Origin of the sequence: Cedecea colo, from assembly GCF_011808225.1 — a bacterium.
Classification (GTDB): domain Bacteria; phylum Pseudomonadota; class Gammaproteobacteria; order Enterobacterales; family Enterobacteriaceae; genus Dryocola; species Dryocola colo.
Genome location: NZ_SOYS01000002.1, coordinates 445,301 through 458,723 on the forward strand (window position 1 = coordinate 445,301; position 13,423 = coordinate 458,723).

A 13,423-nucleotide genomic window follows, 5' to 3' on the forward strand; every position below is an offset into this window, starting at 1 on the left:
ATTAAGGGTGGCAGAGATAAAGAGGAGGATTTTTTATGAACGAATTTAAAAGGTGCATAAGCGTGTTTACTCACTCTCCTTTCCAGGTGCGGTTAATGCTACTGAATATGCTGTGTGACTGGGTTTGCGGGAAACCAAAGCAGGGCGCAAAAACAAAGCCATAGGCGTTTGCCCTGCCTTCTTTTACCTCAGACATTTCCATCACTTTGCGTCATCTTTTTGTAACAACTATTTTCTGTTATTTTCGCAATCAGGCTTTCTGCCCGCGCTTTAACCACACAAACTACCCGATTTGCAATCCGCCTCGCAAAATACGCTTTGGTTACCTGTTGATCTTCTCTACGTTGCGCTCTATCTTCTTGCAGCCCTGCACATGAAGCGGCTCCCGGATGTGGTTCCGTCTCCCTTCTTTTCCGTCTGTCAGGCAGGTTTTTGACCCTTGTCGCCAGGGTTCACGCATGGCGTTTTGTTGATTCGGTAAACATGAATTTAACGGCTAAAGATACCCTCACGGCTCGCGGTGTTGCGCTCAACCCGTGGACCGCTTTTTACTTTCTGCAATCGCTGCTTATTAACTTCGCTCTAGGTTATACATTCAGCCTGCTTTATGCGGTCGCTTTCGGCTGCGTGCTGCTTTTGCTCTGGCGCCGCGCTCCGCGCTTGCAGAAAGGCATAGTTGCGGTTTGCAGCCTGGTAGCGGCAATGTATTTCCCTTTCGGGCAGGCTTATGGCGCGCCTAACTTCAATACCTTGCTGGCGCTGCATTCCACCAACTTTGAAGAATCCACGGAGATAATGACCATCTTCCCGTGGTACAGCTATCTGGTGTCGGTGTTTATTCTGGCGCTGGGCTATATAGCCGTGCGCCGCAAGGCCACGGCAAAACCGGCCTGGAGCTACTTCGACAGCGGCTGTCTGGCAATAAGCCTGGCGTGCTTTTTCGTCACGCCGGTGCAGAACCTCACCCAGGGCGGCGTCTTTAAATTTAAAGACACGGGCTACCCGGTATTGCGCTTCGTCAAAGATGTGGTGGTGAATAACCAGGAAGTGCTTGATGAGCAAACCCGCATGCAGGCGCTTGCAAAAATGAAAGACAGCTGGAATGTGCTGGCGGTAAAACCGAAGTATCACACCTATGTGGTGGTGATTGGCGAGAGCGCGCGCCGCGATGCGCTTGGCGCTTTTGGCGGCCACTGGAACAACACGCCGTTTGCCAGCTCGGTTAACGGCAACTTATTTACTGACTACATTTCGGCAAGCGGCTCCACGCAGAAATCGCTGGGCATGACGCTCAACCGCGTTATCGACGGCAAGCCACAATACCAGGACAATATTGTGACGCTCGCCAATCGCGCCGGTTTTCAGACATGGTGGTTTTCAAATCAGGGTCAGATTGGCGAGTACGATACCGCGATAGCCAGCATCGCAAAACGCGCTGATGAAGCGCAGTTCCTGAAAAGCGGTGATTTTGAAGCGGATAAAAATACCCGTGATGAAGCGCTACTGAAGATGACGGCACAGGTATTTGCTACCCGTCGCACCACGCCGCAACTGATCGTGCTGCATTTAATGGGCTCGCACCCGCAGGCATGTGACCGTACACAAGGGAAGTACGCGGAGTTTGTGCAGTCGAAAGAGACCTCCTGCTATATCTACAGCATGACGCAGACTGACGATCTTCTTAAGCAGCTTTATCAGCAGTTGCAGAACACCGGCGAGACTTTCTCGATGGTATATTTCTCCGATCACGGTCTGGCCTTTAAAGAACGCGGCACCAACGTACAGTATCTGGCGCACGATGATGAGTTCCAGCAGAACTTCCAGGTGCCCTTTATGGTGCTATCAAGCGACGATAAAGAACATCGTCTGATAAAAGCGCGCCGTTCGGCCAACGATTTTCTTAACTTTTTCTCTGACTGGACCGGTATTAAAACCAAAGAGCTGGCGATGAAATACAAGTTTATTTCCGAGCAAAAAGCGGGCCCGACCTGGATCACTAACTTTAAGCTTAAAAAGGTGGACTATAATCATCTGCAGAGCGATATTTTTGAAATAAAAACGCGCTGAGGTGAGTTAAGGACATAAAAAAATCCGCCACAAGGGCGGATTTTTATTTTCACCTTCAAAGGGTGAATTAGAAGCGGTAACCCACGCCTGCGATCCAGGTGCCAACATCAACGTTACGGATGCGGCTCTGCTCGTAGGAAACGTCCAGTGCAACGTTTTCAATTGGGTTGAACTGCATACCTGCGCCGTAGGAGAAACCGTAGTCGCTGGTGTCAGATTTTGCCGGGTAGTCGGTGCTCTGGAATTTACCGTAGCCTACACCCACAACGCCGTAGATGCTTGCCCAGTCGTTCAGACGGTAAGCCGGACCCGCAGTGATGCCGTAATATTGACCTTTGTTGTAAACGCCATCGTCAGTGTGGTCTTTTTCGGTGTAGGTGAAGGAACCGATATAGCCCAGTGGGGTGTCGTTTTCGTAACGGTATTTCAGGTTGAAGCCGTTAGCTTTGTTAGCAACGCCCTGCATATCGCTCTGAGCATAACCACCGGTTACGGTGCTGGTTGCTGCAGTTGCGGTACCTACGGAAACGGCCAGAACACAAGCCAGTGCTGAAAGACATGCAATTTTTTTCATAATCCACCTCAAATGTGCTTCAAGTAAGTCCTAAGATTTAAATATAACAAAACCCCGTAAGAAACTCTTCGTCAATCGTGTTGTCTAATGAATCTTTTCATGTAACACAACGTTTCCATGGCAGGCTATGTTGCTAAATTATCAATGATTTATTAACAAATCCGCGCAATTATTGGTGCGTTTAATAATTTCGTCATCCAGATAATTCTTAATTTTTCTGAACCAAACTTACGCAAACTGACCGCAAGGGTAGCCTAAAGTAGCCCGCTTTTTCTTAACGAAAATTCAACCAGCCATAAGTTAATCCTTTACACTGAAGATCGTTTTCTTACATTGACCTACCCCGACATTAACTGACAGGACGCAGGATGCCGTTAACTTCCCGTAAAATGCCCGTTTGGCTGCCCATCGTTATATTGCTTATTGCCATGACCTCGATTCAGGGCGGCGCATCGCTCGCCAAATCGCTTTTCCCGCTGGTTGGCGCACCGGGCGTGACTGCGATACGTCTGGCTTTAGGTACGCTGATTCTGGTAGCGGTATTCAAACCCTGGCGCTTACGCTTTAAACCGGAGCAGCGGCTGCCGCTTTTGATCTATGGCTTATCGCTCGGCGCCATGAACTATCTCTTCTATCTGTCTATTCAGTCCATTCCTCTCGGAATAGCCGTGGCGCTCGAGTTCACCGGCCCGCTGGCCTTAGCGCTGTTCTCATCGCGTCGGGCCGTTGACTTTATCTGGGTGGTGCTGGCGGTGACGGGCCTGTGGTTTCTTCTGCCGCTCGGGCAAGATATTTCTCATGTGGATTTAACCGGTGCCGCCTTTGCGCTGGGGGCCGGGGCATGCTGGGCGCTGTATATTCTGTCTGGTCAGAAAGCGGGAGCCGATCACGGTCCGGCGACGGTAGCCATAGGTTCGCTGATTGCCGCAGTAGTCTTCGTACCAATTGGCGCGTGGGAAGCAGGAGGCGCCATCTGGCACTGGTCGCTGCTTCCTTTAGGGCTTGGCGTGGCGATTCTGTCTACCGCCCTGCCGTATTCGCTTGAGATGATTGCGCTCACCCGCTTGCCGACGCGTACCTTTGGTACGCTAATGAGTATGGAGCCCGGCCTTGCTGCGCTCTCCGGCATGCTGTTTCTTGGAGAGCTTCTGAGCTGGGTTCAGTGGCTGGCTTTACTGTCGATTATTGCAGCCTCTGTTGGCTCGACGTTAACGCTTAAACGCGAGACGCAGATAAAAAGTGTCGATATAAATTAATCTGGATCAATTTATTTCCCGTTGACTGGCTTTGGCGGGAAATAAAAAAACCTGCGATCAATCACTTATATTCCCCGCGCTTTACAAGCGTAAATAAGAATTATTTATTTCTGCCGTTCATTCTCTTTTCATTTTTATGAAATATCTTAGACGCGAACGGTAACTTGCTGATAGAAAACTATATTATTAACGCCATCATATCCTTACTATTTGTCTGATAGGTATTACCCGATCCCGCAAGGTTAAAATCCGGTGCTATACTTATTCCCGGTAAGAAATCAGGAAACACACATCAAGAGGATGAAAGATTATGAGTACCGCTAAACTGGTAAAAACCAAATCTACAAATCTGCTGTATACCCGTAATGATGTAGCGGATAACGAGAAAAAAGCCACCATCGAGCTGTTGAATCGTCAGGTAATCCAGTTCATCGATCTGTCCCTGATTACCAAACAGGCTCACTGGAACATGCGCGGTGCCAACTTTATTGCCGTCCACGAAATGCTTGATGGCTTCCGTACAGCGTTGACCAATCATATGGACACCATGGCGGAACGTGCCGTTCAGCTTGGCGGCGTGGCGCTGGGCACAACGCAGGTCGTTAATAGCAAGACGGCGCTGAAGAGTTATCCGCTGGATATTCATAGCGTCCAGGACCACTTAAAAGAGCTGGCGGATCGCTATGCCGTGGTTGCTAACGACGTGCGCAAGGCCATCAGCGAAACCAAAGACGAAGATACTGCGGATATTTTCACCGCGGCGTCCCGCGATCTGGACCAGTTCCTGTGGTTCATCGAATCTAATATCGAATAATTGATATGTGATTCTTATGCTTCTTCCCCGCCCGGGGAAGAAGCACGCACCATTTTAGCGCAGCAAAACGTCCGACCCCGCCGCAAAAGTTGCATTCCTGTAATAATCACATCACACAATCGTTAATGAATGATTGTTTTGCCGCCATAGTTCGCGGTAAAACTAGTTCCCGACCCGCCAGTCAAAAATATGCACCACGATGGAGCACCATAGCGGTGCGTCATGCTCAGCTTGCAACGCATATTGTGCAATGTTACAAATTCACATCCTTGCAAAACAATATGTTGTAAATTTGGCACGATTCTTCCATGCCGTGTTGGCTGCTGCAGGGGATAGCCCCATGGATTAATAAAGGAAATGCTATGAAGTCGATATTGAAAGTTTCACTGGCTGCACTCACTCTGGCTCTTGCGGTAACTTCCCACGCCGCTGAGAAGAAACTGGTTGTCGCGACCGACACCGCATTTGTTCCTTTTGAATTTAAACAAGGCGATAAATACGTCGGGTTCGACGTGGATTTATGGGCCGCCATCGCCAAAGAATTAAAACTGGACTACACCCTGAAACCGATGGATTTCAGCGGTATCATTCCGGCTCTGCAAACTAAGAATATCGATCTGGCGCTGGCCGGTATCACCATTACTCCCGAGCGTCAAAAAGCAATCGACTTCTCCGATGGTTACTACAAAAGCGGTCTGTTAGTGATGGTAAAAGCTAACAACAACGAGATTAAAAGCGTAAAAGATCTCGATGGCAAAGTCGTTGCTGTTAAAAGCGGCACCGGCTCTGTTGATTACGCGAAAGCCAATATCAAACCTAAAGACCTGCGTCAGTTCCCGAACATCGACAACGCTTACATGGAACTCGGCACCAACCGTGCTGACGCCGTGCTGCACGACACGCCAAACATCCTGTATTTCATTAAAACCGCCGGTAACGGTCAGTTCAAAGCGGTAGGTGATTCACTGGAAGCGCAGCAATACGGCATTGCCTTCCCGAAAGGCAGCGACGATCTGCGTACGAAAGTGAACGGCGCGCTGAAAACGTTGAAAGAGAACGGCACCTATAACGAAATCTACAAAAAATGGTTCGACACTGAACCGAAATAATTATTCTTAATAAAACTCATTGTTCTCAGGGGCGACCTTTCGCCCCTCTTATTTTTTTTGAACCATGGTAACAGGAACATATTATGCAGTTTGACTGGAGCGTCATCTGGCCTGCCATTCCTATCTTGCTGGAAGGCGCCAAAATGACTCTGTGGATTTCGATCCTTGGGCTGGCTGGCGGTATTGTTATTGGTCTGCTGGCCGGTTTAGCCCGCACCTACGGCGGTTGGATTACCAATCACCTGGCCCTCGTTTTTATCGAAGTGATTCGCGGAACGCCCATCGTAGTGCAGGTGATGTATATTTACTTCGCTTTACCAATGGCATTCCCGGACATCCGTATCGATACATTCACCGCCGCTGTGATCACCATAATGATCAACTCCGGCGCCTATATTGCGGAAATCACCCGTGGATCGGTGCTGTCAATCCATAAAGGCTTCAGCGAAGCGGGACTTGCCCTCGGCCTGTCTCGTCGTGAAACCATTCGCCATGTGATTATGCCTCTGGCTCTGCGTCGCATGCTGCCGGCACTTGGCAACCAGTTAATTATCAGTATCAAAGATACCTCGCTGTTTATCGTTATCGGTGCAGCAGAGTTGACGCGCAGCGGTCAGGAAATCATTGCCGGCAACTTCCGTGCGCTGGAAATTTGGACCGCCGTCGGCGTTATCTATCTCGTCATCACCCAGCTCCTGAACATAGTTCTCCGCATTCTTGAAAGAAGGATGAAAATCCTGTGATTGAATTTAAAAACGTTTCCAAGCATTTCGGGCAAACCCAGGTGCTGCACAATATCGATCTGAATATCAAGCAGGGTGAAGTGGTGGTGATCATCGGGCCGTCAGGTTCCGGTAAATCTACCCTGCTGCGTTGTATTAACAAGCTGGAAGATATCACCAGCGGCGATCTGTTTGTCGACGGGCTGAAGGTTAACGACCCAAAAGTGGATGAGCGCCTGATCCGTCAGGAAGCTGGCATGGTATTCCAGCAGTTTTACCTTTTTCCGCATCTCACCGCGCTGGAAAACGTCTCTTTCGGCCCGATGCGCGTGCGTGGCCTGAAGAAAGAAGCGGCTGATAAACTGGCGAAAGAGCTGCTGGCGAAAGTGGGCCTTGCGGAACGCGCGCACCACTACCCTTCCGAGCTTTCCGGCGGCCAGCAGCAGCGCGTGGCGATTGCCCGTGCGCTGGCGGTCAAACCGAAAATGATGCTCTTCGATGAACCAACCTCCGCCCTCGACCCGGAGCTGCGTCACGAAGTGCTGAAGGTTATGCAGGACCTGGCCGAAGAAGGCATGACGATGGTTATCGTCACGCACGAAGTGGGTTTTGCCGCGAAAGTTGCTTCCCGCCTGATCTTTATTGATAAAGGCCGCGTGGCCGAAGATGGCAATCCTCAGGAGCTGATCGATAACCCGCCAAGCCAGCGTTTGCAGGAATTCTTGCAGCACGTCTCGTAATTTTCTCCCGCTCTAACCCTCTTCCGCAAGGGAGAGGGACAATTCGGTGGTTCTCCCTCTGCTGGTGAAAAAGCCTGCTCCAGGGAAGCGTGATTCTCCCGCTGCTGGGGATGAGGGCGTCCATACCAGATAATTCCCGTTTTCCAGGCTCCCGATCCCAACGGGCTATACTTTTTCTTTGTCTGACTTTCTCAGTCTGGAGAAGTGCCGTGCCGTGGATTCTGTTGTTACTATGCAGCCTGCTTAGCTTTCAAATTCAGGCGGTAACGCTGCCTGCCGCCGCCGTTGCCGCATCTTCCACCCAGGCCAGCGATACCCCTCCCGCCGAACCTAATCTCGAAGAAAAAAAGAAAGCCTATTCGGCCCTTGCGGACGTGCTGGATAACGACAAATCAAGAAGCGAATTAATCGATCAACTGCGTAAAGTCGCCGCTACCCCGCCTTCTGAACCGGTGCCTGTTATCACGCCGCCGGAAGAACTTCATGAGGACAAAACGGTGCTGGAGAACGTGACGGATGTGAGCCGTCGCTACGGCGGGGAACTGGCTGAGCACTTTGCCCAACTGTACCGCAATATCACCAGTTCACCTTATAAGACCTTTAACCAGCAAACCTTTTTCAAAGCGCTCACCCACTTCACGATGCTTGCCGCCTCGGTCTTCGCCTTCTACGTGCTGGCCCGTTTATGTATGACGCCAGTCTGGCGGCACATGGGAAAATGGGGACGCAAAAAAAACCGTGACCGCTCCAGTTGGTTCCACCTGCCGCTGACCATCGTCGCCGCGTTTGTGATTGATCTGCTGCTGCTGGCCCTGACGCTGTTTGTCGGACAAATTTTCAGCGACATGATGAATGCGGGTAGCCGCACCATCGCCCGCCAGCAGGGCCTGTTTCTCAACGCCTTCGCGCTTATCGAATTCTTTAAGGCCGTTCTGCGGCTAATCTTTTGCCCGCGCTTCCCGGACCTGCGTCCCTTCCCGGTAAGCGAGCAAAGCGCAAAATACTGGAACAGCCGTTTATCGGCGTTAAGCAGTTTAATCGGCTACGGGACTCTGGTCGCCGTGCCGATTATCTCAAGCCAGGTAAACGTGCAGACGGGCGCAATGACCAACGTCGCCATTATGCTGTGTATTACGCTTTGGGCGCTGTACCTGATTTTCCACAATAAACCTTCTATTCAGCGCAGCCTGAACCGGCTTGCCGATCGTTCAATGGCCTTTTTCAGCCTGTTTATCCGCGCCTTTGCGCTTATCTGGCACTGGCTTGCCAGCGCCTACTTTGTGGTGCTGTTTTTCTTCTCGCTGTTTAATCCGGGCAATAGCCTGAAGTGGATGATGAGCGCGTCCGTGCATAGCCTGGCGATTATCGGCATCGCCGCGTTTATCTCCGGCATGCTTTCGCGCTGGATTGCAAAAACGATCGCGCTTTCACCGCAGGTGCAGCGCAGCTATCCCGAGCTGCAAAAACGTCTCAACGGCTGGATTTCTGCTTCCTTAAAAATGGCGCGCATCCTCACCGTTTGCGTTGCCGTGATGCTGCTGTTAAACGCCTGGGGCCTGTTCGATATGTGGGCCTGGCTGTCCAACGGCGCGGGGGAGAAAACCGTCGATATCCTTATTCGTATCACCCTGATCCTGTTCTTCTCGGCCGTGGGCTGGACGCTGCTGGCAAGCCTGATTGAAAATCGTCTGGCATCCGACATACACGGCCGCCCGATGCCGAGCGCCCGCACGCGCACGCTGCTGACGCTCTTCCGTAACGCCCTCGCGGTGGTGATAAGCACCATCACGATAATGATTCTGCTGTCGGAAATCGGCGTGAACATCGCACCGCTGCTGGCAGGCGCAGGCGCTTTAGGGCTGGCGGTGAGCTTCGGCTCGCAAACGCTGGTGAAAGATATTATTACGGGAGTGTTTATCCAGTTTGAGAATGGCATGAATACCGGCGACCTGGTGACCATCGGGCCGATAACCGGCTCCGTGGAACGCATGACTATTCGCTCTGTCGGCGTGCGGCAGGATACCGGGGCCTACCACATTATTCCCTGGTCATCGATTACTACCTTCGCCAACTTTGTGCGCGGGATTGGTTCGTTTGTGGCGAACTACGATGTAGACCGCCAGGAAGACGTTGATAAGGCCAACCGCACTCTTAAGGCAGCGGTAGCTGAACTGATGGAACAGCAGGCTATCCGTATGCTGGTGATTGGCGAGCCTGCGTTCGCCGGGATCGTTGGTCTGACAAACCAGGCCTTTACGGTACGTGTGTCGTTCACCACGCAGCCGCTAAAACAGTGGACGGTGCGTTTTGCGCTTGATGGCATGGTGAAAAAGCACTTCGACGCGGCGGGAATACGCCCGCCGGTACAAACCGTGCAGGTAATGCAGCCAGGGCCGGATATTGCGCAGGCGATGCAGGCTACGGAGGCGGCAACCGGAGCGCTGCCGCCAGCAAACCCCAGGGTATGATCATTTAAAACGCGTGGCGGCCCAGCGAGCACGCTGTGCATCGTTCATAAAGGACCAGGCGATGAAGCGGCTCTGCTTCTGGCCCTGGGCCATCTCTTTTTTCACCACTTTCTCAACGCCCGCTTCCTGTAAGACACGGTAGATGGCCGGCAAGTTTTCGCCACGGGACACCAGAGAAGTAAACCACATCACCTGGCGGCCAAACGCTTTACTCTCATTAATCATCTGGCTGACAAAGGCCACCTCGCCGCCCTCACACCACAGCTCATGTTCATGCCCGCCGAAGTTCAGCGCGCCCTTCTCATGCTGGCCGAGATTTCGGCGTTTACGTTCGCTGCCGCTGCGAGCGGCCTCTTGCGAGTCATGGAACGGCGGATTACACAGCGTGGCGTCGAAAGTTTCGTTTTTATGGATGATGCCCGGGAAAATAGCATTCGGCGTTTTCTGGCGGCGCAGACGAATCATGCGGCTTAAACCCGGGTTGGCATCGATAATCATCGTCGCGCTGCGTAAGGCATCAGCATCAATTTCCGATCCCGTAAAACGCCAGCCGTATTCATGCTGTCCGATTAACGGGTAAATGCAGTTGGCACCGACCCCCACATCCAGTACGGAAGCCTGCGTCGGCACCTTGCCCTCGTTACCTTCGGCCAGCAAATCCGCAAGATGATGAATATAATCTGCACGGCCCGGCACCGGCGGGCAGAGAAAACCCTCGGGAATGTCCCACTGCAAAACGCCGTAGAAATGCGCCAGCAAGGCCTGATTCAGCGCTTTAACCGCCAGAGGATCGGCGAAATCCACCGTGCTGTCACCGTGCGGACCGGCTTTGATAAATGCCGTAAGTGCCGGGCAGCTTTGCTGCAGGGCGGCAAAATCATAGCGGTTACGGTGGCGGTTACGCGGGTGCAGGCCCGGTTTAGTGGTGGCAGGGGTTTTCATCGCGGCTTCTCCTTGTGTGGGCGCGTAAGATACTCTGTGAAGCCAGCGGGGTAAATACGCCGCGCCAATTTCAACACTGAAAGAGGTAATATGTCTGCGAAAAGGTATTACTACGAACCTGCGTCCGGCCATGGGTTGCCGCACGACCCGCTAAACGCCATTATCGGGCCGCGTCCGATTGGCTGGATAGCCTCGGTTAATCCGCAAGGCCAGCGCAACCTGGCGCCTTACAGCTTTTTTAACTGTTTTAACTATCGCCCACCGATTATCGGCTTTGCCAGCAGCGGCTGGAAAGACAGCGTGCAGAATATTCTCGATACCAAAGAATTCGTCTGGAATCTCACGACCCGCGAACTTGCGGTACAGATGAACGAGACCTCCGCAACGCTGCCGCGCGGAGAAGATGAGTTTGTCCACGCGGGTTTAACAGCGGTTCCGGGCCGTAAAGTGAAGGCGAGCCTGGTAGCAGAAAGCCCGGTTAACTTCGAGTGTCGCCTCTCGCAGTGTATCCAGCTCACCTCTGCGGACGGCGTGGCAATTGATACCTGGCTGGTTCTGGGCGAGGTCGTCGCGGTACACATCGATGAAAGCCTGCTCAGGGACGGGATTTATCAGACCGCCCTGGCAAATCCCGTACTGCGAGCCGGTGGCCCATCGGCTTATTACACCATCGAAGCCTCTCACCGTTTTGATTTAATCCGCCCGGATGCACGATAAATCAAGCAAAATCAGCCGCCTTTACGTGGCTGATTTGTAAGCTTTTTGTCAGCATATGTCGTTCAAAAAACACGTATAACTCAATCAATTTTTTGCGCTCTTTTATTAGCACTTTCCTCCTACACTTTTAGTGTTGATGGAATTTTAATCAACCCCCAGAAGCTTATGAGGATGTGATGATGAAAAAGTTGCTGTATTTCTCCGCGGTTATCACTCTTGCTGCTCTTCCCTTTGCTGCTCAGGCGGCGCAGGAAATGATGGATAACCAAACCGGCCAGCTCCGCGCGGCAGGCACCGTTTCCGCTAACAACGCGCATAGTCTTGACGAGTTGCAGGACAAACTGGCTGAAAAAGCGAAAGAACAAGGCGCCACAGGTTTTGTAATTAACTCCGCCGGCGACGACAACCATATGTACGGCACCGCCACCATTTATAAATAACCTTCCCGGCAAGAAGCATGATGACAAAAGTGAAACTACCCTAAGCGGCTTTTCCATGCGAAGAGCCGTTTTTTTATCTCCTTGCCGCTTTTCTACAAGCCTGAAACACCGGTACGACCGCCTTTATCCTGTAAGCAATCACTTGATACTTCATTTAAACAACTGTGAATCAACTCACTTTCTTGCCGCCAAACAAAGCTTAAGGTAATGCTACAGAAAAATTGTATCGTCTGATTACCTATGGAGCGGCAATAACATGAAAAACCTGATGACTGCCATCGAAGCCCGGCTGATGCCGCTGGCGGGAAGAATGGCACAGCAGCGCCACCTGGGCGCCATCCGCGACGCCTACATCTCGTTTATGCCTTTTATTATTGTCGGCTCGATTCTTCTGGTTATCTCCTCCTTTCCAAGCCAGGCCTACCAGACGTTTATGGCCTCGATATTCGGCGAAGGCTGGTCGGCAACCGTTGAAATTCCATTCAACGCCATTTTCTCCACCATGGCGGTCTTTATCTCCTTCCTCGTCGCCTACCGCCTGGGGGAACGCTACGATATCGACAAAATGTCGTCTGGTATCCTCTCGCTTTCTTGCTTCCTGATCCTGACGCCCTTTAGCAAGCACGCCGAAATTGGCGGCCTGATCCCGCTGGAATGGCTGGGTTCGAAAGGGCTATTTGTCGCCATGCTCGGCGCGCTAGGCTCCACCGAGCTGTTCGCCTGGATGCTGCGCCAGAATTGGGTGATCCGCATGCCGGACGGCGTGCCGCCTGCGGTGCAAAAATCGTTTGCGGCGCTCATTCCTTCTTTGCTGATTCTGGTGATTGCCCTGGCGGTTCGCGTGCTGTTTGCCCACACGCACTACAACACCATCCACCAGTTCATCTATCAAGTGCTGGCGACGCCGATTCGCCACTTCGGCACCTCCTACGTGGGTGCGTTGTTTACCTGCTTTAGCATTACCAGCCTGTGGTCGGTCGGCATCAACTCCGGTTCGATGGTGAACGGCATTCTGCGTCCTTTCTGGATGGAGAATCAGATGGAAAATCTCACCGCCACCCAGGCAGGCCTGGTGCCGCCGCATGTGGTGACGGAGCAGTTCTACGACATGATCTGGATGGGCGGCGCGGGGGCAACTTTGTCTCTGGTGATTGCTATGCTGCTTTTTGCCCGCAGCCAGCACATTAAGAATGTCTCTCGCCTCGCGGCGGGTTCGTCAATTTTCAATATCAACGAGCCGGTGCTGTTCGGCCTGCCCGTCATCATGAACCCGATCATGCTGATCCCCTTCAACCTCGTGCCGCTGGTGCTGGTCACCGTGCAGTACATCGCGATGTCGGTTGGGCTGGTCGCCACTACCACCGGGGTTTATATCCCGTGGACGCTGCCGCCGGTACTCAGCGGATTTATCGTCACCGGCCATCTGAGCGGCGCGGTTATCCAGCTCATTAACCTGGCGATTGGCGCGGTGATTTACCTGCCGTTCCTGAAAGTTGTCGATAAGCAGTACCGGGCCAGCGAAACCCCGGCCGTTGAATCAGAATATAAAAACACCTCAGTCACGGAGTAAGTAC

General features: G+C 52.2%; 13 protein-coding genes. 11 read left to right on the forward strand and 2 right to left on the reverse strand.

Features of this window, described 5'->3' with window-relative positions; genetic code table 11:
* Positions 1 to 35 precede the first annotated feature (35 nt).
* Together mntS and E2L00_RS06460 are read left to right on the forward strand one after the other, a co-directional pair.
* Positions 36 to 164: a manganase accumulation protein MntS gene (gene mntS / locus E2L00_RS06455; RefSeq protein WP_167608629.1), complete on the forward strand. Its 129-nt coding sequence runs from the start codon at positions 36 to 38 to the stop codon at positions 162 to 164.
* Between the two features lie 319 nt (positions 165 to 483).
* Complete coding sequence (locus E2L00_RS06460) at positions 484 to 2,067, forward strand: phosphoethanolamine transferase family protein (RefSeq protein ID WP_167609651.1); 1,584 nt, start codon at positions 484 to 486, stop codon at positions 2,065 to 2,067.
* 67 nt (positions 2,068 to 2,134) lie between these two features.
* Here the strand turns inward: E2L00_RS06460 and ompX are convergent, their stop codons facing one another.
* On the reverse strand, positions 2,135 to 2,641 hold the full coding sequence (ompX, locus tag E2L00_RS06465; RefSeq protein WP_167608632.1) for an outer membrane protein OmpX: 507 nt from the start codon (positions 2,639 to 2,641) through the stop codon (positions 2,135 to 2,137).
* 368 nt (positions 2,642 to 3,009) lie between these two features.
* Between ompX and rhtA the strand changes: the two genes are divergently transcribed.
* The 6 genes from rhtA to ybiO all read left to right on the forward strand — a co-directional run bounded on the left by rhtA (position 3,010) and on the right by ybiO (position 9,750).
* Positions 3,010 to 3,897: a threonine/homoserine exporter RhtA gene (gene rhtA, locus E2L00_RS06470; protein ID WP_167608635.1), complete on the forward strand. Its 888-nt coding sequence runs from the start codon at positions 3,010 to 3,012 to the stop codon at positions 3,895 to 3,897.
* 310 nt (positions 3,898 to 4,207) lie between these two features.
* Positions 4,208 to 4,711, forward strand: coding sequence for a DNA starvation/stationary phase protection protein Dps (gene dps / locus E2L00_RS06475; protein ID WP_167608638.1), 504 nt, complete (start codon positions 4,208 to 4,210; stop codon positions 4,709 to 4,711).
* A 362-nt stretch (positions 4,712 to 5,073) separates the two neighbouring features.
* A complete protein-coding gene (gene glnH / locus E2L00_RS06480; protein WP_167608641.1) occupies positions 5,074 to 5,820 on the forward strand; it encodes a glutamine ABC transporter substrate-binding protein GlnH in 747 nt (248 codons plus the stop codon).
* Positions 5,821 to 5,903: 83 nt separating this feature from the next.
* The gene (gene glnP, locus E2L00_RS06485) at positions 5,904 to 6,563 is read left to right on the forward strand and encodes a glutamine ABC transporter permease GlnP (protein WP_167608644.1); all 660 of its coding nucleotides are present in this window, start codon (positions 5,904 to 5,906) and stop codon (positions 6,561 to 6,563) included.
* On the forward strand, positions 6,560 to 7,282 hold the full coding sequence (gene glnQ, locus E2L00_RS06490; protein WP_167608647.1) for a glutamine ABC transporter ATP-binding protein GlnQ: 723 nt from the start codon (positions 6,560 to 6,562) through the stop codon (positions 7,280 to 7,282). The genes glnP and glnQ overlap by 4 nt, the downstream gene beginning before the upstream one ends.
* Before the next feature lie 209 nt (positions 7,283 to 7,491).
* Entirely contained in the window at positions 7,492 to 9,750 is a 2,259-nt protein-coding gene (ybiO, locus tag E2L00_RS06495; RefSeq protein WP_167608649.1) for a mechanosensitive channel protein, read from the forward strand.
* Here the strand turns inward: ybiO and rlmF are convergent, their stop codons facing one another.
* A complete protein-coding gene (gene rlmF, locus E2L00_RS06500; RefSeq protein WP_167608651.1) occupies positions 9,751 to 10,692 on the reverse strand; it encodes a 23S rRNA (adenine(1618)-N(6))-methyltransferase RlmF in 942 nt (313 codons plus the stop codon).
* A 90-nt stretch (positions 10,693 to 10,782) separates the two neighbouring features.
* Here rlmF and E2L00_RS06505 point away from each other — a divergent pair, with 90 nt between their 5' ends.
* The 3 genes from E2L00_RS06505 (at position 10,783) to celB (ending at position 13,419) form a co-directional block, all read left to right on the forward strand.
* Positions 10,783 to 11,409 carry a flavin reductase family protein gene (locus tag E2L00_RS06505; protein ID WP_167608653.1) on the forward strand — a complete coding sequence of 209 codons (627 nt, stop codon included), beginning with the start codon at positions 10,783 to 10,785 and terminating at the stop codon, positions 11,407 to 11,409.
* Positions 11,410 to 11,588: 179 nt separating this feature from the next.
* Complete coding sequence (gene mcbA / locus E2L00_RS06510) at positions 11,589 to 11,849, forward strand: DUF1471 family periplasmic protein McbA (protein ID WP_167608654.1); 261 nt, start codon at positions 11,589 to 11,591, stop codon at positions 11,847 to 11,849.
* A gap of 256 nt (positions 11,850 to 12,105) precedes the next feature.
* The gene (gene celB / locus E2L00_RS06515) at positions 12,106 to 13,419 is read left to right on the forward strand and encodes a PTS cellobiose transporter subunit IIC (RefSeq protein ID WP_167608655.1); all 1,314 of its coding nucleotides are present in this window, start codon (positions 12,106 to 12,108) and stop codon (positions 13,417 to 13,419) included.
* The last annotated feature ends 4 nt before the right edge of the window (positions 13,420 to 13,423 follow it).